Source organism: Erythrobacter sp. (assembly GCF_038133525.1).
Lineage (GTDB): Bacteria > Pseudomonadota > Alphaproteobacteria > Sphingomonadales > Sphingomonadaceae > Qipengyuania.
The window spans coordinates 20,659-41,696 of the sequence record NZ_JAYPTL010000006.1; the positions used below are offsets into that span (position 1 = coordinate 20,659).

Annotated in this window: 18 protein-coding genes; 10 read left to right on the forward strand and 8 right to left on the reverse strand. The window is 62.8% G+C overall.

What is annotated here, in order from left to right; all coding sequences use genetic code 11:
- Window positions 1–17: 17 nt before the first annotated feature.
- The 6 genes from AAFM29_RS02655 to AAFM29_RS02680 all read right to left on the reverse strand — a co-directional run bounded on the left by AAFM29_RS02655 (window position 18) and on the right by AAFM29_RS02680 (window position 5,504).
- A complete protein-coding gene (locus tag AAFM29_RS02655; RefSeq protein ID WP_341711282.1) occupies window positions 18–404 on the reverse strand; it encodes a glycine zipper 2TM domain-containing protein in 387 nt (128 codons plus the stop codon).
- A gap of 129 nt (window positions 405–533) precedes the next feature.
- On the reverse strand, window positions 534–1,181 hold the full coding sequence (locus AAFM29_RS02660) for an MOSC domain-containing protein (protein ID WP_341711283.1): 648 nt from the start codon (window positions 1,179–1,181) through the stop codon (window positions 534–536).
- 186 nt (window positions 1,182–1,367) lie between these two features.
- Window positions 1,368–2,609, reverse strand: a complete 1,242-nt coding sequence (gene rlmN / locus AAFM29_RS02665) for a 23S rRNA (adenine(2503)-C(2))-methyltransferase RlmN (protein ID WP_341711284.1) — start codon at window positions 2,607–2,609, stop codon at window positions 1,368–1,370.
- A 36-nt stretch (window positions 2,610–2,645) separates the two neighbouring features.
- A complete protein-coding gene (locus AAFM29_RS02670; protein WP_341711285.1) occupies window positions 2,646–3,128 on the reverse strand; it encodes an invasion associated locus B family protein in 483 nt (160 codons plus the stop codon).
- The gene (locus AAFM29_RS02675) at window positions 3,121–3,600 is read right to left on the reverse strand and encodes a GreA/GreB family elongation factor (protein WP_341711339.1); all 480 of its coding nucleotides are present in this window, start codon (window positions 3,598–3,600) and stop codon (window positions 3,121–3,123) included. Before AAFM29_RS02675 ends, AAFM29_RS02670 begins: the two co-directional genes overlap by 8 nt.
- Before the next feature lie 20 nt (window positions 3,601–3,620).
- Complete coding sequence (locus AAFM29_RS02680) at window positions 3,621–5,504, reverse strand: lytic transglycosylase domain-containing protein (protein ID WP_341711286.1); 1,884 nt, start codon at window positions 5,502–5,504, stop codon at window positions 3,621–3,623.
- Window positions 5,505–5,673: 169 nt separating this feature from the next.
- Between AAFM29_RS02680 and dapA the strand changes: the two genes are divergently transcribed.
- Complete coding sequence (gene dapA / locus AAFM29_RS02685; protein ID WP_341711287.1) at window positions 5,674–6,555, forward strand: 4-hydroxy-tetrahydrodipicolinate synthase; 882 nt, start codon at window positions 5,674–5,676, stop codon at window positions 6,553–6,555.
- On the opposite strand, the gene AAFM29_RS02690 is transcribed toward dapA, so the two are convergent.
- Window positions 6,552–7,628: a succinylglutamate desuccinylase/aspartoacylase family protein gene (locus AAFM29_RS02690; RefSeq protein WP_341711288.1), complete on the reverse strand. Its 1,077-nt coding sequence runs from the start codon at window positions 7,626–7,628 to the stop codon at window positions 6,552–6,554. The two genes, dapA and AAFM29_RS02690, sit on opposite strands and share 4 nt — an antisense overlap.
- Before the next feature lie 9 nt (window positions 7,629–7,637).
- Window positions 7,638–9,374, reverse strand: a complete 1,737-nt coding sequence (locus AAFM29_RS02695; protein ID WP_341711289.1) for an amidohydrolase family protein — start codon at window positions 9,372–9,374, stop codon at window positions 7,638–7,640.
- Window positions 9,375–9,480: 106 nt separating this feature from the next.
- Between AAFM29_RS02695 and smpB the strand changes: the two genes are divergently transcribed.
- From smpB to alaS, 9 genes are all read left to right on the forward strand, one after another.
- Window positions 9,481–9,963, forward strand: coding sequence for an SsrA-binding protein SmpB (gene smpB / locus AAFM29_RS02700; RefSeq protein WP_341711340.1), 483 nt, complete (start codon window positions 9,481–9,483; stop codon window positions 9,961–9,963).
- Window positions 9,964–10,067: 104 nt separating this feature from the next.
- The gene (locus AAFM29_RS02705) at window positions 10,068–10,673 is read left to right on the forward strand and encodes a DUF2062 domain-containing protein (RefSeq protein ID WP_341711290.1); all 606 of its coding nucleotides are present in this window, start codon (window positions 10,068–10,070) and stop codon (window positions 10,671–10,673) included.
- Window positions 10,670–13,144, forward strand: a complete 2,475-nt coding sequence (locus tag AAFM29_RS02710; protein ID WP_341711291.1) for a response regulator — start codon at window positions 10,670–10,672, stop codon at window positions 13,142–13,144. Before AAFM29_RS02705 ends, AAFM29_RS02710 begins: the two co-directional genes overlap by 4 nt.
- Window positions 13,145–13,293: 149 nt before the next feature.
- A complete protein-coding gene (gene recA, locus AAFM29_RS02715) occupies window positions 13,294–14,358 on the forward strand; it encodes a recombinase RecA (RefSeq protein ID WP_341711292.1) in 1,065 nt (354 codons plus the stop codon).
- A gap of 211 nt (window positions 14,359–14,569) precedes the next feature.
- Window positions 14,570–15,196 carry a glutathione S-transferase gene (locus tag AAFM29_RS02720; RefSeq protein ID WP_341711293.1) on the forward strand — a complete coding sequence of 209 codons (627 nt, stop codon included), beginning with the start codon at window positions 14,570–14,572 and terminating at the stop codon, window positions 15,194–15,196.
- An 85-nt stretch (window positions 15,197–15,281) separates the two neighbouring features.
- Window positions 15,282–16,448: a nucleotide sugar dehydrogenase gene (locus AAFM29_RS02725; protein ID WP_341711294.1), complete on the forward strand. Its 1,167-nt coding sequence runs from the start codon at window positions 15,282–15,284 to the stop codon at window positions 16,446–16,448.
- Entirely contained in the window at window positions 16,448–17,470 is a 1,023-nt protein-coding gene (locus tag AAFM29_RS02730) for an NAD-dependent epimerase/dehydratase family protein (protein WP_341711295.1), read from the forward strand. The genes AAFM29_RS02725 and AAFM29_RS02730 overlap by 1 nt, the downstream gene beginning before the upstream one ends.
- A gap of 3 nt (window positions 17,471–17,473) precedes the next feature.
- A complete protein-coding gene (locus AAFM29_RS02735) occupies window positions 17,474–18,304 on the forward strand; it encodes a methyltransferase domain-containing protein (protein ID WP_341711296.1) in 831 nt (276 codons plus the stop codon).
- Window positions 18,305–18,376: 72 nt separating this feature from the next.
- Window positions 18,377–21,037 (forward strand): alanine--tRNA ligase, encoded by a 2,661-nt coding sequence (gene alaS, locus AAFM29_RS02740; protein ID WP_341711297.1) that lies wholly within the window; start codon window positions 18,377–18,379, stop codon window positions 21,035–21,037.
- The last annotated feature ends 1 nt before the right edge of the window (window position 21,038 follow it).

Sequence of the window (21,038 nt, forward strand, 5' to 3'; positions counted from 1 at the left end):
CTCAATTTCTCAGCAGTTCAGCGGCACTGCAGGCTGCCGCGATCGATCTCGCGGCCGATGATGGCGCCAATCGCGCCGCCGAGGATCGCGCCAAGCGTCTTGTCGCCCCGTCCTGCGAGTTCATGGCCGGCCAGCGCACCGACGCCGGCACCGATCACCAGGCCTGTCGTGCCGTTGTCGCGGCGGCAATAGTAACGACCATCACTGCCCCGCCACATGTAGCTGTCGCGCGTGATCCGACGGGGTTCGAGGTAGTAGCCGCGACTGTCATAGATTGCGCGATCCTTGGCACGCTTGCCGTGCGCGGGCGCCCATGGCGGCGGGTCGGCGGCGGCCGGAGCAGACATGGCAAGACCGGTGAGGGTCATGGTGCCGGCTGCGAATGCAAGGGCGAGCTTCTTCATCAGGGGTTCCTCATTGCGACTGTTGCATCGTCTCAACGCAATTCATCGCCACAGGGTCCAGAACCGTCCATGAACAACTGCCGTTAACCCGAAATTAGCGATGAATTGAGGGGCTGGCCGGTCGAGGCGTTAGACATTCAGTGACTCTCGAACCTTCGATCGCCACAGCTCGCACAACCTCTCAAGTCCCGCAATTTCCTCTAGTTCGTCGCGGCTTGCCTTGTGGGAGGGATCGTAGAGCTTGGCGAAGAGGCGCGCCACGCTCCAGTCGCCATGGCCGGTCTCGACTCTTTCCAGCGTGTCGCCCGCGCTGGCCACGCCTTCTTCGACAACGCGATAGTACCAGCCGCAATTGTGCTGCTGGATGATCCGCTTGACCATGCCCTTGGCGCCGAAGCGGTGTTCGATCTTCCAGCATGGTTGGCGCGGCTGGCTGACTTCGAGCAGTACCGTGCCTAACCGAAAGCGATCACCGATATGGACATCGGCCTCGACCATCCCGGCGGCATGGATGTTTTCGCCGAAGGCAGCGGGGCGGTTCAGCAGGTCATGGCCACCGAGCCATTCGCCCCATGCGGCATAATGGTCTTGCGGGTAGTGGTGCACAGCCATGTCCGGGCCGCCGTGGTGCATGGTGTCGGCGACCATGTCGCCTTCGATCCCGAAGCTGCGGATCGCGAGGGGGCCGTCGACCGGCTGCTTGTCGATTGCGCTCAGTTCGGCACCGTTGAAAGGCTTTGGTTGTCCGATGCAGAGTGCCTTCACCACCACGTTCATTTGAAGACTCCGGTTCCTACAGGATGGAACACATGGAACACTGTCCTGAAGATTAAAGAAAACCCTCGCGTAAAGCGGCGCGATTGCGCGGCTTCAGGCTGTTTGGCGCTGGTCATGCACGCTCTTCAGCACAGGGCCTGTTTGTAGGAAAGGGGTACGCGCCGGCTGCCTTTGCCAGCTCAAACGTCATGCCTGCGCGGCTTCGGCGGCTTCGCGGTCCATCTGGGCGCGGCTCTTCTTTTCAGCCGCGGTCTTGAGCTGGCCGCAAGCGGCGTCGATGTCGCGCCCGCGCGGGGTACGAACCGGGGCGCTGATGCCGTGTTCGAAGACGATCTCGGAGAAACGCCTCACCCGCTCGGGCGTCGAGCACTCATAGGGCGCGCCGGGCCAGGGGTTGAACGGGATCAGGTTCACCTTAGCGGGTAGCTTGTAGTGCTTGATCAGCCGGACCAGCTCGAGCGCGTGCTCGTCACTGTCGTTCTTGTCCTTGAGCATGACATATTCGAAAGTGATCCGCCGGGCATTCGACGCGCCCGGATAGGCGGCGCAGGCCTCGAGCAGTTCCTCGATGCCGTATTTCTTGTTGAGCGGTACGATCTCGTCGCGAATTTCCTTGGTCACCGCGTGCAGCGATACTGCAAGGTTGACCCCAATCTCTTCGCCACAGCGGTCCATCATCGGCACCACGCCGCTGGTGGAAAGGGTGATGCGGCGCTTCGACAGGGCGAGCCCGTCGCCGTCCATCACCAGCTTGAGCGCGCCCTTGACGTTGTCGAAGTTATAGAGCGGTTCGCCCATGCCCATCATCACGATGTTGGTCAGCAGGCGCCCGTCGGACGTGTAGTGCGCGCTGTCCTCTTCTTCATCGAGGCCAGCCATGCTGCCCTTGGGCCATTCACCCAGCGCATCGCGCGCCAGCATGACCTGGCCGACGATTTCGCCGGGCGTCAGGTTGCGCACCAGCTTCATCGTCCCGGTGTGGCAGAAGCGGCAATTCAGTGTGCAACCGACCTGGCTGGAAACGCACAAGGTCCCGCGATCGGCATCTGGGATGAACACCATTTCGAAGTCGTGACCATCGGAGGTGCGCAGCAACCACTTGCGCGTACCATCGACCGAATGCTGGGCTTCGACCACGTCGGGACGCTCGATGACGAAGCGTTCGGCCAGCCAGGGGCGCATGGTCTTGGCGATGTCGGTCATCGCCTCGAAATCGGTCACGCCGCGGTGGTAGAGCCAGTGGAACACCTGCTTGGCGCGCAGCTTGGCCTGCTTGGGCTCTAAGCCTGCTTCCTCGAACAATTCGCGGATGCGGTCCTTGGGCAGGCCTATCAGGTCGAGGCGGCCGTCCGCACGCGGCGTGATGTCACGCGCGACGGGAACCGGGTCGATCTGCCCGGGGATGCTCATGAGTTGCGTATCGGCCATGGGAGGCGCGCATATAGTCGCGTGGGTCCGCTTTGGCTAGCGCCTCGCGCAAGCGAGCGTGGCTGCGTCCATTGCGGTAGCGGCCCCACTTAGCGAATAGGTGTTCGAGAACCGTCGCCCGCGTCTATCGCTGGCCCGAATTGTCATGCGCGATGCAGAACGCATGGCCGCGACGATGGCAGCATCCATGGTGCGATCTCGGGCCCAGGCGTCGCCGCCCCCGCCGGTGAGGCGGAAACTGCGGCTTCCGACCTGCAGCGTGATCGCGGCATTGTTCGCCAATTGACGTGAGAGGCGGAAATGGACCTGACCGCGCAGATTGCGGCGCGGCCATGTTGCGATGGTGGCAAACGGGTCGAAGTCGCGGCTCAGCTTGCTCGCTTCAGGAACGGCGATCGCATAGCAGCGCGGCACAGATGGATCGCGAAAGGCGCCCCAATCGGAGAACACGCCCAGATCGTCCTTCGCCGACAATGGAGCGGCCAGGGTGAGAACCAGAAGGGCGAAACACCTACGCATAGTCGATGGCGATAACCTCCCATTCCTTGCTGCCGCCGGGAAGCCTTACGCTGCGCAAATCCCCGATTGTGGCTCCCCTGACTGCTTTCGCCAGCGGGCTCGACCAACCGATCCGGCCTGCGCTCGCATCCTGCTCGTCATCGCCGACCAGGGTGACCACCATCTCATTGTCGTCTTCATCCGCCAGCGTGACGGTTGCCCCGAAAAAGGCGCGCGACTTGTCCGGTTGTTCGCTCGGATCGATCACCCGGGCAGACTTCATCCTGCGCGCCAGATGTGCCAGCTCGCGGTCGATTTCGCGCATGCGCTTGCGCCCATAGAGGTAATCGCCGTTCTCGCTACGGTCGCCATTACCCGCCGCCCAGCTGACAATCTCGACGATCGCAGGACGCTCTGTGCCGAGCAAATGGTCGTAGCGCGTCTTGAGCGCGGCATAGCCTGCCGGGGAGATCGGATTGCTCGGTGCGGTCATGGTACCGCCGTTAGCCGACATCAGCGCAGGAAGTCACTCACCAGCTTGGGCCCGCCATAGGCGACCTTGTCGGGATTGAGCTGTTCATAGACCGCTGCGTTCTCGATCACGCGCTGGACGTAGTTCTTGGTCTCATAGATCGGGATACGCTCGATCCATTCGATCCAGCCGACACCGCCGTTGCGGGGGTCGCCATTGGCGACAAGCCATTTGTTCACATTGCCCGGACCGGCATTATAGGCCGCGACCGCCAGCGGATACGATCCGCGGTAATAGTCCATCATGCGGGCGAAGTAGCCGTTGCCAAGCTGGATATTGTAGCTGGGTGAATCGATCAGATCGGCCGACATGTAATTGACGCCGAGCTTCCCGGCCTGCTCGCGCGCCGTGCCGGGCATCAGTTGCATCAGCCCGCGCGCACCGGCGTGGCTGATCGCGTTCTGCGCGAACTGGCTTTCCTGGCGGGTGATCGCATGGACCATGGTCCAGTTAGATCCCGGGGGAACGGGCATGGTTGGGAAGCCCTGGACCACGAATTCGTGGTGACCATCGGCGCCTGCCGCATCGGAAAGGATCACGGCGAGGTCGCGGCGTCCGATTTCGCGCGCCAGCTCCGCCACCAGCGCGTGTTCCTCGGGGGTCTCTGCCTGCTCCGCGATTGCCTTGTAGAACTGGATGCCGGTCCGCCACGGGGCGTCGCGCGCCACCTCGCGAACGGCAGCGGTCAGCGGCTGGCGGTTGAAGGCTGCGCGCTGGTCCGTGGTGGGGTTGACGAGGGCCGCATTGGCGAGCTGCGGGAACGAACGGCCCAATTCGCGCAGGGCCAGCTGACCGTAGAAACGCTCGGGGTACTGCGCCGCCATCTCGAAGTAGCGGCTGGCCTCGGCGGCATTGCCGGCGCGCTTGCTGGCATAGCCGGCCCAGTAGAAGCCCTTGGATCGCGTCTGCGGAGTTTGTGCCGCTGCGCCATAGCGATAGAACAGCGGGGCGGCGCGGTTGCCGTCACCCAGGTTCCACAATGCGCTCGTCCCGCCGAGCCACATCAGCGTGGTGTAATCGTCGCGCAGGCGATAGGCCATCTTGCTGACGTCGGCACCGGGAACGAAGAGATCGTCCACCCGCGATGCGATGCGGGCGGCCGGATCGGAACCTGCCGATTTGGCGATGCGCAGCGCCTCGCCGATGAAATCCTCGGGATCGAATGCCGGCTTGGCGAAAGGCGCACGGTTGGCGAGCGCGTTCACCGCGAGCGGCAGCTGACCGCTGGTGCGGTAATAGCGGGCGAGGTTATAGACATAACCCGCGTCGCCCTGGGCATTGGCGGGAACTTCGAGGCCGGCCTGCTGGGGTGTGCTGCCCTGCAGCAGGGCGAGCCGCGCCATGGCCGTTGCGCGCTCGCTGGTGCCAAGATTGACCACCTGACGGGCGGCGGCTTCCTTGTCGCCTTGCCAGAGCAGCGCATCCATCCGCGCAGCGTGGTCATCGGCGGTGAGCCGCGCCCCGAACAGGCCCTGCATATAGGCTTCGGCCGGGCCACTCATCCTGCCGCCGCGCCAGGCCTGCCGCGCTACCGCGAAGGCTTCGGGCCGCTGCAAGGTAGCTAGTGCCAGCGCGTAGCGTGCACGGGCGGCGTTCGAGATTGGGGGATAGCGATCGAAGAACGAGACCAGCGATTCGGGAGAGGCGGCGTCGCTGTCCAAGGCGTCTTCCGCCCGCGACTGCAGCAGCACTTGCTTGGGGAAGCCAGGATAGGTGACAATGAAGCCGGCGTAGTCGGAGAAGGGCAGTCCGTCGCGGGAAGTGAGGTATTCCCAACGCGATATCGCCTGGGCCATTGGTCCGGGTGCCTGCGCCACCAGGTCGTTCCGGGCCTTGTCCCATGATGCGCCGTCCTGTGCGAGCACAGGGGATGCCCCGAGGAATGTTCCGCCGAGGGCGAGTGCGAAAGAAAATGCTGTCCTCTTGCCCATGATGGACATATTGCCCCCCGGCTCCTTATCAGGTGATGAATGAGTGTTTTCGATCCGCGAATTCACGCGGAACTTCATGCAACCAACTTGAGGCAATGTGCAAATGTTCTCAGGCTCGATTCCGGCTCTGGTGACTCCTTTTCGCGACGGATCGATTGACGAGGCCGCTTTTCGGCGCCTGATCGACTGGCAGATCGACAACGGCAGCTCCGCGCTGGTCGCTTGCGGGACCACAGGCGAAGCCTCGACCCTATCCAATGCCGAGCACCATCGCGTGATCGAGATTTGTATCGAACAGGCTGCCGGACGGGTACCGGTGATTGCCGGTTGCGGATCGAACGATACGCGCAACGCGCTCTTGCACATGACCTTTTCTAAGAAGGCAGGGGCGGCCGCGGGCCTGTGCGTCGCACCTTATTATAATCGGCCCAGCCAGGCTGGCCTGATCGCGCATTTCAGTTTCCTGGCCGAAAACAGCGACCTGCCCATCGTTCTTTACAATGTTCCTGCGCGCACGGTGACCGACATCGAGGACGAAACCGTGGTGGCGCTGGTGCGCAAGTATCCTGACAGGATCCTGGCGATCAAGGATGCCAGCGGTGACCTTTCGCGCGTCGCCGACCATCGCATGGGCATCGGCCGCGACTTCTGCCAGCTTTCGGGCAATGACGAGCTGTGGTTGCCGCATGCCGCGGCGGGCGGGCGCGGCTGCATCTCGGTTACCGCGAATGTCGCCCCGGCGCTGTGCGCCGAATTCCACGAAGCGATCGCCGCCAACGACCTCAAGCTGGCGCGCCAGCTCAACGACCGGTTGTTCCCGCTGCACTACGCGATGTTCTCCGACGCCAGCCCGGCGCCGGTCAAATATGCGCTGAGCCGGGTGCATGACTGGATGACCGACGAGGTGCGCCTGCCGCTGGTCAAATGCTCGGACAAGGCCCGCAATGCCGTGGACGATGCGCTGGCGAGCGCGGGCCTGCTCTAGATAACCTCATCCTCGTCGAGCAGCGGCTGGGCGGGGCCCTTGGGCTGGCTGGCGAGGATCGCTTCGGTGATCGTGCCGATTCTGTCGCCCGCGTGTTCGAGGTTGGCAACGTCGGCGATGTGAAACAGCGCGTCACCCTGGTTCACCACCGGTAGGGTTGCGTGGCCGATCACGATCCCGTCGATCGGGCTGACCATCGGCATGAGGTCTTCGCCGAAGAGTCCGCCGACCGTACCGAGCAGGTCCCCTTTGTGAACCACGTCGCCCGACTTGCGGTGACGCTGGGTCACCCCGCCGCGCGGGGCGCGCACCCAGCTCGACTTATTGGCGCGCGCGGGAATACCGACGCTGGTCAGGCCATCGTCCGCCTCGATCATCCCGATATGCGCGAGCACGCGGGTAACGCCGCTGACCCCGATATCGATCGACAGGCGATCGAAGCGCAATGCCTCGCCAGCCTCCAGCAGCAGGATCGGCGTGTCGCGTTCGGCCGCAAGTTCGCGCATCGAGCCGTCACGCAAGGGGCTCTCGATGATGACCGGCGCCCCGAAGGCCATCGCCAGCTCGACCAGATAGGGACTGCCAGAAGCGATGCGGACCTGCGGCAGGTTGTAGCGATGAACCGCCGCCGAGTGGATATCGATGCCGAGCGAGCATCGTTCGATGACGTTCTCGAGGAAACAATTGGCGAGCTGGGCGGCCAATGAGCCCTTCTTGCTGCCGGGGAAGCTGCGATTGAGATCGCGACGATCGGGCAGGTAGCGGGTGTGGGCAAGGAAGCCGAAGATATTCACCGCCGGTGCGAGGATCACCGTCCCGGCGAGTTTTTGCGGGTCCACCCGCTGCGCCAGCTGCTGGATGATCGCCGTGCCGACGATCTCGTCCCCATGCACCGCTCCCGAAACGAAAACGGCGGGCCCCGGCTCGCTTCCGTGAAGGATGCGGAGCGAAAGTTCGGCGGAGAATCCCCCGACCTGTTGGCTGACGGGGATTGCGACATCGCATGTTGTGCCCGGTGCGATCGAGCTCTCATGGATCGCGAAGGGTTCAGCATGGGGTTGATGTTTGTCCATGGCAGCTCCCTAGATCGCCATGCCTTCAAACACCGTCGCGGCGATCGGCATTTCCTTCAGCATTCCGACTTCGACCTCGAACGGATCAGCGTCCAGAGCGATGAAATCAGCTTTCTTCCCCGCCGCCAATGAGCCGATCATGTCATCCATGCCGATCACCTGCGCCGCTTCGATTGTGATGGCGCGCAAAGCCTTTTCGCGGCCCAGCCGTTCATCGAGCCCACGTGCCTTGCCGTCCAGCCCCATGCGGGTCTGTGCGATCCAGGCGAGGTAAAAGGGATCGATCGGCGCCATGTTGAAATCGGAGTGCAGGCCGAGCGGCACATTCTCGCGTTCCAGTGAGCCGAGGCGGTTCATCAGCGCAGCCCGATCAGGCCCGAAGCCGTGGCGTGCGTATGCGTCTCCCAGTACACGAATGTAGTTCGGCTGGGCCGAAACCATCAGACCCAATCGCGCGATCCGGCGAACCTGTGCCTCCGTGCAATAACCGAGGTGCTCCAGGGTAATCGTCTGGTCGCCACGCGCGGCAAGGGCCGCAATGCCATCGAGCACGACGTCCGCGCCCTCATCACCGTTGACGTGGATATGCAGGGAGAAACCCGCCTTCCAGAAACGTTCCAGCTGGTGGTGCAACTCGCCCGGTTCGGTCAGCCATTTTCCGATATGGCCATCGCTGTATCCGGGTGTTCCCATGCGCATATTCTGGGCGAAGAAGGCACCATCGGCGAACAGCTTTACGCGGCGGTCGAGGCGGACGTTTGCGCTAACGAACTTGGCCGCGTCGTTCATCCAGGCGTCGAGATCTTCCACGCTGCCCAGCGCCGCGGCGATCGGCATGAGCATCACACGCGCCCTGGCGTCGACCGCCCCAAAAGCTCTTGCGATCAGGCCAGCCTCTGTCGCGAAGGGCGCAAAGATTCCTGTTGCCATATCCGACGTGGTCGTAACCCCACGCTCGGCCATTACCTGCTTTAGCCCCGCAAAGCCCGAGGCCAATTTATCCTGGGACAGAAGCACTGGACGAAGCTTCGCCAGTGCTACGCCAAGGCCGGTTTCCGAGAACATCCCCAGTTCGAAGCTGCTCTGTGCCGGGTCAGCTCCACCGGCTGCCATGGCGGCGGCAAATGCTTCGGGAGTGTCGAGACCCATCCAAGCCAGGGCGGCGGTGTTGGCGAATATCTCATGGAAACTGCGCTGCCAGACCAGCAGTGCCCGATCGGGTGCGATCGTATCGAGGATCGTTCGATCGAGTGGCCCATGGAACAGTTCATGATGCCCCCAACAGATCAGCGGGTCGGCCGGGCTTTCGGCGACCAGCCGCGCGAGACGTGCGCGATAGGCGTCCTGGCTGAGCAGGCTGTCCCAATGACCCGACGGCAGGTGCCATTCGTCAGGTGCGAGGAAGGGCATGCCAAGCATTACCGCACTTTGCATGGGATGAATGTGCGGGTCGATCAGGCCAGGAAAGAGGATCTTATCGGCAAAGCGACGGTCGTGTCGTACCTCGCGACCGCTTGTCCACGCTGCAAGGTCTTCCATGCGATTGGCAACGGCCAGAACGGTTCCATCCGCTACGGCCATGAAGCGTGCGTGTGGGAACGAACGCTCCATGGTCACGATCCGCCTTGCCTCGAAGACCGTCATGGGCTCGCCGATCGAAGCCGCGAAGGCGCCTTTGCCTGCCAGCCACGGACCTGTGGCCAACGCCTTGATTATTGTTCTCCTGCCAACCGGTGCCTTGAGCATGCTTCTTCCCTCCGCAAGCTGCACAGTTGGCCCGGACGATCTCCATGGCAAGTGGAATAACTGTGGCCTTTCCCTTCGCGACAAGCTCACCTACATGGCCGCCACGATGGCCCGCCCGAAACCCGCCACTTTCGACAAACAGAAGACCGTCGCCGAGAACCGGCGCGCGCGGTACGATTACTTCATCGAAGACAAGTTCGAGGCGGGACTCGCCCTACAGGGGACCGAGGTTAAAGCCCTGCGCGCTGGCGAGGCGAGTATCGCCGAAAGCTATGCAGAAGTACGCGATGGTGAGGTTTGGCTGATCAATGCCAATATTCCCGAATATTCGCACGGCAACCGCCTGAATCACGAACCGCGCCGCCCGCGCAAACTGCTGCTGCACGAGCGTGAAATCGACAAGCTGTTCGGTGCGGTTGAGCGCAAGGGCATGACGTTGATCCCCCTGTCGATCTATTTCAACGCGACCGGAAGGGCCAAGGTCGAGCTGGGACTGGCCAAGGGCAAGCAGGCGCAGGACAAGCGGCAGACGATCAAGGATCGCGACTGGCAGCGCGACAAGGCGCGCCTGATGCGCGAGCGCGGCTGACAAGCGGCGCTGATCCGGTCGAAAATCATGGTGAATTCGTCGCACATCCGTATCGCGCGCCCCTTGCACTCGCCAGTGAGGCAGCGCATCTCAAGGGCGTGGCAATGAGCAAGCGCAAATCAAAGACCTTCCTCTCGGACTGGTTCCGCGTGCGCATGCCCACGCGCGAGGAAATGGCCGAGAATCGCTATCTACGGCCGATTGCGCATCGCTTCCTGACTCCGGAATTGTGGCGCTTTACGCGGCGCTCGGTCCCCCGGGGCGTGGCGCTCGGCGTGTTTGCCGGATTCATTATCCCTGTGGGGCAGATCTTCCTGGCTGCCTTCATGGCCCTGCCGGCGCGCGCAAACGTGCCCCTGGCGGCACTGGTGACCTTTATCACCAACCCCTTTACCTTGCCATTCTGGGCTTATGTGGCGAACCGTGTCGGCGCCCTTATCCTGAAGGTCGACATGGGAATGACTGGCGGTGCGGCGCATGATGAGATCGCAAGCGGCCGCTGGGCGTGGTTCGTCGGCATGTTCGAAGGCGTTGGGATCACGCTGCTGGTGACAGTATTCGGATTCATCGTCCTGGCGATCCTCGGCGCGGCCCTTGGCTACTTGCTTTCCGGCTTTGTCTGGCGTTTTCTGGTCGCGGCGAAACGGCGCAGGCGGCTCAAGGCGATGGAACGGCGCCTCGATGCGCGTCTCGCCGGGGAGACGGAATGAGCGGGCATGAGGATAATCCGGTCGGGCGCCTGCCGCCGCTGCCGCTGATCCTTGGGATAGCCTTTGCCTGCGTTGCATCGGTTGGCCTTATCTGGCTGGTCGGGCGCGATTCCGTGGCGGCCATGGCCTATGGTGGGGCGCTACTCGCGATACTGCTGACGTTATTGCTGATGGCGCGATTGCGTGCGTTGCCTGAATTCGTCGAACTGGCCCAGCCGGACTGGACGGTGACCGCTGCGGCGATCGAGAACCGGCGCCGCGCGATCGCCATTACCGATCGCGCCAATCGGCTGGCCTGCGCCAACAGCAGCTACGAAGAATGGTTCGATGGCGCGCGCGGACCCATGGAGCTACCGTTCGATGCGGCATCGCGCGACCAAATGATTGCAGCTGCCCGCGAGGCATGGCGCGACGGTGCTGCCGACATCGGGATGGTTTCGACCGAACAGGGAGACCGCAACTTCAGCCTGACGGTCGATCGGGCGGGGCGGGGCGAGGATTACCTCGTCTGGCGTTTTTCCGAAATCGTCCAGCAACGCAGCTACGACGGCTTGGCAGAGCGTATTGCGGGCTCGCTTGGCGAGGTGACTTCCAGGGCGGGAATCGAGCTGGCGCTCGTGGCGCCCGATGGGATCGTCCAGGCAGGCAGTCCGGGCCTTTCGGAACGCGCGACCGGCAGCCGCGAGAACTCGCTTGCCGGGATGGAATTCGTGCAATTGCTGCGAACCGATGATCGCGATCGGATCTTCTTTGCCCGCGAAGGCCAGCATGGGTCGCCCCAGACGCTGATCCATGTGCCGCTCGATCAGACGGGTGTGCCGCGAACCAAGGATGCCGACGAGGCGCCTTCGCTGATGATGCTGATCGACAGCACAGTTGGCATCGGGGGCGGGCGCGACAACAGCGGCAAGGCGGCGATACCACAGCTCGAAGCATTGCTGTCCGCACTCCCGCTTGGCCTTGCACTGACCGATCGGGACGGGCGCTTCCTGTTTGCCAACAAGGCCTTCCTGCGCGCGGTGGAGCGCGAAGGGCATGGCCTGCCGCAGTTTCCCTCGGACCTCGTGGTCCGCGAAGACAAGGCGGCGATGGCTGACACGGTTCGGCGCTTTGCCAAGGGGGCAACTTCCAGCGGCGACATGGCGGTGCGCCTGGCTGGCGACAAGGAAGAGCCGGTTTCGATCGGGCTCGCCGGAGTGCGCGGGCTCGGCGATGCAGCAGTCCTGCTGTCCATATCGGATTCGACCGAGGAAAAGCGCCTGCGTCGACAGGTTGCGCAGGCCACCAAGATGCAGGCTGTCGGCCAGCTCGCCGGCGGTGTCGCGCATGACTTCAACAATGTGCTGACCGCAATCATCGGCTATTGCGACCTCATGCTGCTGCGCCATACGCCGGGCGACAGCGATTACGACGACATCCAGCAGATCAAGGCGAACTCGAACCGCGCGGCGTCGCTGACGCGCCAGCTGCTCGCTTTCAGTCGCCAGCAGACGCTTCGTCCTGTCGTGCTGCAATTGCCCGATGTCGTCAGCGAGGTCAGCCAGCTGCTCAAGCGGCTGATGGGCGACAAGATCGAGTTTTCAGTCCGCCACGATCGCGAGCTGGGCCCGGTTCGCGCCGACCCGCAACAGCTCGAACAGGTCATCATAAACCTCGCTGTGAATGCGCGCGATGCGATGCAGGCGCATGCGGCGAAGACTGGGAAGCAGGACTGGAAGGGCCGATTAATGCTCGCGACGCGCCGTGTTTCGGCGCGCGACGTGCGCAAGATGGGCATCGATATCATGCCTGCTGATGACTATACTGTGCTGATCATCCAGGATACCGGCGGCGGCATTCCCGAAGAGAACCTCAATAAGATCTTCGAACCCTTCTTCACGACCAAGGAGCAGGGCAAGGGGACCGGGCTGGGGCTGTCGACGGTCTATGGCATCGTCAAGCAATCGAATGGCTTCATCTTCGCCGACAACGTCCGCGGCCCGGACGGGGCGCCGTCGGGTGCGCGGTTCACCGTCTACCTGCCCGTGCACAAGGGCGAGATGCCCATCGCGGTGCGGCAGGAGGAGCCCGAAGAGCAGAAGGCGAGCGACTGGTCGGCAGGTGGCAAGCTGCTGCTGGTCGAAGACGAGGATACGGTCCGCGCGGTGGCCGAACGGGCATTGGTTCGCGCCGGCTATACCGTAACAACGGCCTGCGACGGCGAAGAGGGTCTCGCCGCAATCGCCAATGGCAAGACCGAGTTCGACCTGATTGTTTCGGACGTGGTGATGCCTGCGATGGACGGCCCGGCCATGGTCAGGGCTATCCGCAAGGTGAAGCCCAGGCTGCCCATCCTCTTCATGTCCGGCTATGCCGAGGAACAGCTTCGCAACGAGATCGACATCGACAACATGCATTTCATCCCGAAGCCGTTCAGCGTCCAGCAGATCAACGCCAAGGTGGCAGAGGTACTCGCCGAACAGCGCGGTTGAGGGAGATCCTGCATTCGTCGAAAGGTAACGACTGGAACAAAACGGGAAAAAATTTTCGTTCCACTCTTGTTCTTGTAGAACAAAGCCGATACACACATCTCCAGTTGAAGAGTCAAAGGGGGCTCTTTGCAAGTGCAGGAGGTGGTGCCATGGCGGCCAGTCTGAAGCTCGTAGAAGGAAAACAAGTGGACGCAGACCGTCAGAAGGCGCTCGACGCCGCGCTCGCGCAGATCGACCGTGCATTCGGCAAGGGCTCGGCGATGAAGCTGGGCCAGAAGGAAACGATGCAGGTCGAAACGATTTCGACCGGTTCGCTCGGGCTCGATATCGCGCTGGGCGTGGGCGGTCTTCCCAAGGGCCGCGTGATCGAGGTTTATGGCCCTGAAAGTTCGGGCAAGACCACCCTGGCGCTGCATGTGATCGCCGAAGCGCAGAAGAATGGTGGAACGGCCGCCTTCGTCGATGCCGAACATGCGCTCGATCCCGTCTATGCCAAGAAGCTGGGTGTCGACATTGACGAACTGATCGTCTCGCAGCCCGACACCGGCGAACAGGCTTTGGAAATCACCGACACGCTGGTCCGCTCGAACGCGATCGACGTGCTGGTGGTCGACTCGGTCGCCGCGCTGGTTCCCCGCGCCGAGATCGAAGGCGAGATGGGCGACAGCCATGTCGGCCTGCAGGCGCGCCTGATGTCGCAGTCGCTGCGCAAGCTGACCGGCTCGATCAACCGCAGCAAATGCATGGTGATCTTCATCAACCAGCTGCGCATGAAGATCGGCGTGATGTACGGCAATCCGGAAACCACCACCGGCGGTAATGCGCTCAAATTCTATGCTTCGGTGCGCCTCGACATTCGCCGTACCGGACAGATCAAGGATCGTGACGACATCATCGGCAACACTACCCGCGTGAAAGTGGTCAAGAACAAGGTCGCCCCGCCGTTCAAGCAGGTCGAATTCGACATCATGTATGGTGAAGGCATTTCGAAGATCGGCGAGATCCTCGACCTTGGCGTAAAGGTCGGCGTGGTCGAGAAGTCGGGTAGCTGGTTCAGCTATGACAGCGTTCGGATTGGCCAGGGACGCGAGAACGCCAAGACCTTCCTCAAGGAAAATCCAGAGATGTGCGCCAAGTTGGAAGCCGCAATCCGCGGCCGCACCGACGAGGTGGCCGAGGAGATGATGACCGGTCCGGACGCGGACGAGGACTGATTCCCCTCAAGCGGGAGCGCGCTGACCACCCCCCGGGCGGCGACATGGCCGGAACTTTCCCCCGGCGCTCCCGAACGAACGGAAAGCCGGTGCGCTCCTGATGGAACGCACCGGCTTTTCCGTTTGTGCTGGCGCTGGCCGCGGCCGCGCCGCTCGCCTAAGTCTCTTTCCCGAATCGTCCGGCAAGCAATCCGGGCGCAGGAGAGAACCCATGACGATCACCGTGCACCACCTCAACAACAGCCGATCGCAGCGCATCCTGTGGCAGCTCGAGGAACTCGGCGCTGACTACGAGATCGTCCACTACCAGCGGGATGCGGAGACAAACCTGGCACCGGCAGACCTCAAGGGCCCTCACCCACTGGGCAAGTCGCCCCTGATCGAGGATGCGGGCCTGCGCGTCGCCGAAAGCGGGGCCATCATTCAGTACCTATGCGAACGCCATGGAGGCGCAGATTGGCTCCCCGCCACCGACAGTGAAGACCACGTTCGTCACCTCGAGTGGATGCAGTTCGGTGAGAGCAGTTTCTTTGTGCCCGTTATGCTCAAGCTCATGACGGCACGCCTCGGTGAAGCGGCAGCACCCATTGCGCCGCGGATCGACGAACAGTTCGCCGCACATGTCGCCTTCATGGAGGATGGCCTGAATGACAGCGGCCACTTCGTTGGCGACAGCTGGACTGCCGCCGATGTGCTAATGAGTTTTCCCGCCGAGATCGCTGTGATGCAGGGTTTCGCAGGTCGCTGTCCCAAGACTGTTGCCTTCGTTGAAGCGATTCACGCACGCCCGGCGTGGCAGAGAGCCCGCGAGCGTGGCGGACCCTACTTCGTCTGGTAGGCCGAGCTTGCATTTGGGTGGGGCAGGTCGACACAAGGCCGCGCCCTGGCCCGGTTGGTCGTGCGCAAACAACACGGAAGTTTCGATGAAGATTGCAGTTTTCGGCCTGGGCTATGTCGGCCTCTCCAACGCTATCATGCTGTCGCAGCACAACACGGTGGTTGGCTGTGACGTCTCGCAGCCGCGGGTCGATTTACTCGCCAACAAGGAGTCCCCCATCAAGGACGACCTGGTGGAGGAGTACCTGCTCCGCGACGATCTGGACCTGACCTTCACCACCGACTTTGCTGCTGCGATCAAGGATGCCGATTTCGCCATCGTCGCGGTCCCGACCAATTATGATGTCGAGAGCAATTTCTTCGATACGTCGGCCGTCGATAGCGTGATTGGGCAAGTCCTCGCTGCAAACGATGTGACGATAATCGTGATCAAGTCGACGGTACCGGTCGGCTACGTCACCCAGGCCCGTAATCGTTTCGCGAGCGACCGCATCCTGTTCAGCCCTGAGTTCCTGCGCGAAGGCAGGGCGCTCTACGACAATTTGCATCCATCACGCATCATCGTGGGCGAGCGCTCGGAACGCGCCCGTCTTTTTGCAGACCTGTTGCTACAGCCAGTGCTAGAGGAGGAGGTGCCGGTACTGCTGACCGACGCGGACGAGGCCGAGGCGATCAAGCTCTTCGCCAATACCTATCTCGCCATGCGGGTCGCTTTCTTCAACGAGCTCGACAGCTACGCGCTCTCACGCGGGCTCGACACGCGCCAGATCATCGAAGGGGTCGGTCTCGATCCGCGGATCGGCTCGCACTACAACAATCCATCGTTCGGATATGGCGGCTACTGCCTGCCGAAAGACACCAAGCAGCTGCTCGCCAATTATTCCGAGGTGCCGCAGAACCTGATCCGTGCGATTGTCGACGCCAACCGGACCCGCAAGGATTACCTTGCGGACCAGATAATTTCGATGCAACCGCGAAAGGTCGGGATATTCCGCCTGGTGATGAAGGCGGGTTCGGACAATTTCCGCCAGTCGTCGATCCAGGGGATTATGAAGCGGGTCAAGGCGAAGGGTATCGAGGTCATCGTCTACGAACCGGTGATGGAAGAGGACGAGTTCTTCGGTAGTCGGGTGATCCGTGACCTTCCGACCTTCAAGGCGGAAGCCGATGTGATCGTCGCCAACCGCCTCGACGCCGATCTCGCGGACGTGGCAGAAAAGGTCTTCACCCGCGACCTGTTCGGGGCCGACTAATGGCGGAAACGCGGACAGCGCTTGTCACCGGAGCGGCGGGCTTCATCGGCTATTTTACTTGCCGTCGCCTGCTGGCTGACGGCTTCACGGTTATCGGCGTCGATTCGCTCACCGATTACTACGATCCGCAGTTGAAGCTGCGCCGTCAGGCAGGGCTGTTGCAGAGCGCCGGTTTCCGTGCGGTCAACGAACCGATCGAGACAGCCGGACTGCTTGCGGATCTCTTCGCGAACGCCAAGCCGGATGTAGTGATCCATCTCGCGGCCCAGGCGGGTGTGCGCTACTCGATCGATAATCCGCGCAGCTACCTCGAGAGCAACCTCGTTGGCACATTCGAATTGCTCGAGGCTGCACGTGCACATCCGCCGCAGCACATGCTGCTTGCCTCGACATCCTCCGCCTACGGCGCGAATACCGAGATGCCCTATCGCGAAACGATGAAGGCGGATCACCAGATGTCCTTCTACGCCGCGACCAAGAAGGCGACCGAGGCGATGGCGCATTCATATGCCCATCTGTTCGACCTTCCGGTGACGATGTTCCGCTTCTTCACCGTCTATGGCCCTTGGGGGCGGCCCGACATGGCACTGTTCAAGTTTACGCGTGCGATGCTGAGTGGCGAACCGATCGACGTGTACAATCACGGCGAGATGATGCGCGACTTCACCTATATCGATGATCTGGTGGAAGCGATCCGCCGCCTGGTCGATGCGCCGCCAATGCGACCCGATAGTGCCGAAGCGATAGCGGAAGGTGACAGCCTCTCACCAGTCGCACCGTGGCGGGTGGTCAACATCGGCAATTCGCAACCTGTGCAGCTTGGCGACATGATTGCGGCGGTCGAGGATGCGCTGGGAGTAACGGCGCAGCGCAATCTCATGCCGATGCAGCCGGGCGACGTACCCGCGACCTGGGCCGACGCCGAACTGCTGCGCTCGCTGACCGGCTATGTTCCGCAAACCGATATTCGGCAGGGCGTGCAGCGCTTTGTCGCTTGGTATCGCGATTATTACGAGGTGTAGGCGATGACCGACGCAGCGGACTGGATCGGTAGGGTCGGCAAAAGCTGGGCCTATGAATGGGAACGGACCGACCGCAGTTTCGCTCCCCTGACTCAAAGGCTGTTCGACATTGCCGATAGCTGCAACTTCGCGCGAGCGCTCGACATCGGTTGTGGTGCGGGGGAACTGACCCTGCGGCTCGGACAGGCCCGTCCTGAGGCGCGGGTGACGGGCGTGGACATCAGCGAAGATCTTGTGGCGGTCGCGCGCGAGCGCTGCAATGGCCTTGCCAACGTCCGGATCGAACTGGCGGATGCCGCCCGATGGAGCTCGCCAAAGGGCGAGGCGCCCGACTTGCTGGTTTCGCGCCACGGGGTGATGTTCTTCGATGACCCCATCGGTGCGTTCAGCCATATTGCTTCTCAGGCGGCTCCCGCGGCGCGATTGGTGTTCTCCTGCTTCCGCGCTGTCGGAGAGAACGGTTGGGTCCGTGAACTCGCCACGGCGCTGCCGTCTGGCGCCGCTCCTGCGGGTGATCCGAATGCACCGGGTCCTTTTGCGTTTGGAAACCGGGATCGGGTCGAAGGCATCCTCGATGCCGCTGGCTGGCGCGACATAGGTTTCGAGGCATTCGATTATCCGATGGTCGGCGGGGCTGGAGATCAGGCAGTCGAGGATGGCCTCTCCTACTTCCTCCGCATCGGACCCGCCGCGCGGGCTGTTGCCATGCTTGAAGGTTCTGAAAGGGAGCAAACGATCGATCGGTTGCGCGGGGTCATCGAGCGTCATCATGCCGATGGGATCGTGGCTTTGCCCTCCGCAGCCTGGATCGTGACGGCCCGGGCGCCCGCCTGATCGCTTCCTGCGAACTGTTTGACCGACCTTTCGTGCTTGTCGCCTGCGCGGCGATTGCCTAACTGCGCCTCCATGACCTCGACCAACGACATTCGCCGCAGTTTCCTCGACTATTTCGCGTCCAATGGGCACGCCGAGATTGCGAGCGCGCCGCTGGTGCCGTTCAGCGATCCGACGCTGATGTTCGTCAACGCGGGCATGGTCCCGTTCAAGAACGCCTTCACGGGGCTTGAAACTCCGCCGGCACCGCGCGCAACCAGCTCGCAGAAATGCGTTCGCGCCGGGGGCAAGCACAACGATCTCGATAATGTCGGCTACACTGCGCGGCACCACACCTTCTTCGAGATGCTGGGGAATTTCTCCTTCGGCGATTATTTCAAGGAACAGGCGATTCATCACGCCTGGACGCTGCTGACGAAGGAATGGGGTCTCGACCCCGCGCGGCTGACCGTCACCGTCTATCACACCGATGATGAGGCTTTCGACCTGTGGAAGAAGCTGACCGGCTTCGCTGACGAAAAGATCATCCGCATTCCGACCAAGGACAATTTCTGGGCCATGGGTTCGGATGGTCCGTGCGGTCCGTGCTCCGAGATCTTCTACGATCACGGCGACCACATCTGGGGCGGCCCTCCGGGATCGCCCGAGGAAGATGGTGACCGCTTTGTCGAGATCTGGAACCTCGTATTCATGCAGTATGAGCAGGCAGCGGACGAGATCGTTGCCGACCTGCCCAAGCCTAGCATCGATACCGGCATGGGGATCGAACGCATTGCCGCGGTAATGCAGGGCGTTCACGACAATTACGATACCGACACGTTCAAGGCGCTGATCGGCGCCAGTGAGAGCCTGACGGGGGTCAGGGCCGAGGGCGATCAGCGGGCGAGCCATCGCGTGATTGCGGACCACCTGCGTTCGACCAGCTTCCTGCTGGCCGACGGCGTGCTGCCCAGCAATGAGGGGCGCGGCTACGTCCTGCGACGCATCATGCGCCGCGCAATGCGCCACGCGCACCTGCTGGGCGCATCGCAGCCATTGATGCATCGGCTGGTTCCCGCGCTGGTTACCGAGATGGGCCAGGCCTATCCCGAACTGGTTCGCGGCCAGGCGCTTATCCAGGAAGTGCTGGAACGCGAGGAAACGCAGTTCCGCCGCACGCTCGACAAGGGCCTTAAGCTGCTCGACGAGGCAACTGGGGACATGGGCGAGGGCGGTACACTGCCCGGTGAAACCGCATTCAAGCTCTACGATACCTATGGCTTCCCCTACGACCTCACCGAAGATGCGCTGCGCAACCGGGGCATCGGGGTCGACAAGGCGGGATTCGACGCCGCCATGGCGCAGCAGAAAGCTGCCGCTCGCGCCGCGTGGAAGGGTTCGGGCGAGGCCGCGAGCGAGGAAGTCTGGTTCGACATCGCCGAGCGTGAGGGCTCGACCGAATTCACCGGCTACACTTCGACCACGGGTGAGGCTGCCGTGGTCGCCATCGTCAAGGACGGCAAGGAAGTGCAGTCCGCCAGCGAGGGCGAAGCGGTGGTCGTCCTCACTAACCAGACCCCCTTCTATGGCGAGAGTGGGGGCCAGACGGGCGACGCGGGTCGTATCTGGACGCCCGAAGGTCTCGAGTTCGCCGTCACGACTACCAACAAGCCGCTCGGCCGATTGCACGCCCATGTGGGAACCGTGTCCAAGGGGTCGATCAAGGTTGGCGACGCCGTTCACTTGGTGATCGATGCCGACCGGCGCGATCGTATCCGCGCCAACCATTCCGCCACGCACCTGGTTCACGCGGCGCTGCGCAATCGCCTTGGCGGTCATGTGACGCAAAAGGGATCGCTGGTCGCGGATGATCGATTCCGCTTCGACTTCTCGCACCCCAAGCCGCTGACCGAGGAAGACATTGCCGCGGTCGAAGCCGAAGTGAACGCAGAGATCCGCGCCAATGAAGCGGTCGGTACACGATTGATGACGCCGGACGATGCCGTCGCTGCAGGGGCGCTGGCGCTGTTCGGCGAGAAGTACGGTGACGAAGTTCGCGTGCTTTCCATGGGCCGCAAGGGCGGCGAAGGTCGCAGCTATTCGGTCGAGCTTTGCGGGGGCACGCATGTGCGCGCCACTGGCGATATCGGCGTGTTCAAGATCGTTTCCGAAAGCGCTGTCAGCTCGGGCGTCCGCCGGATCGAAGCACTGACCGGTGAGGCCGCGCGCCAATGGCTGGTCGCCCGCGACGAAGCGGTGCGCGCAATCGCCAATGCGCTCAAGACCTCACCCGACGAGGCCCCGGCACGGGTCGCGTCGCTCGTCGAGGAGCGCAAGCGTCTGGAGAAGGAACTGGCCGACGCAAAGCGCGCACTGGCGCTGGGCGGCGGGGGCGGCGAGGCTGGACCGGCTGATGAAGCCATTGGGGGCGTGGCGTTTTCCGGCCAGGTGATCGAAGGGCTCGATCCCAAGGAACTGCGTCCGCTGCTCGACGATGCGAAGAAGCGCATGGGTTCGGGCGTTGCCGCAGTTTGCGCTGTCAACGACGGCAAGGGCGCCTTCGCGGTCGCCGTGACGGATGATCTGACCGGACGCTTCAGCGCCGTGGACCTCGTCCGACTGGGTGTGGAAGCTCTCGGCGGGAAGGGTGGCGGCGGTCGACCGGACATGGCCCAAGGCGGCGGACCCGACGGATCGAAGGCGTCCGACGCAATCGCCGCAGTAAGGGCGGCGCTGGCAAAGGTGTCCGCCTGAT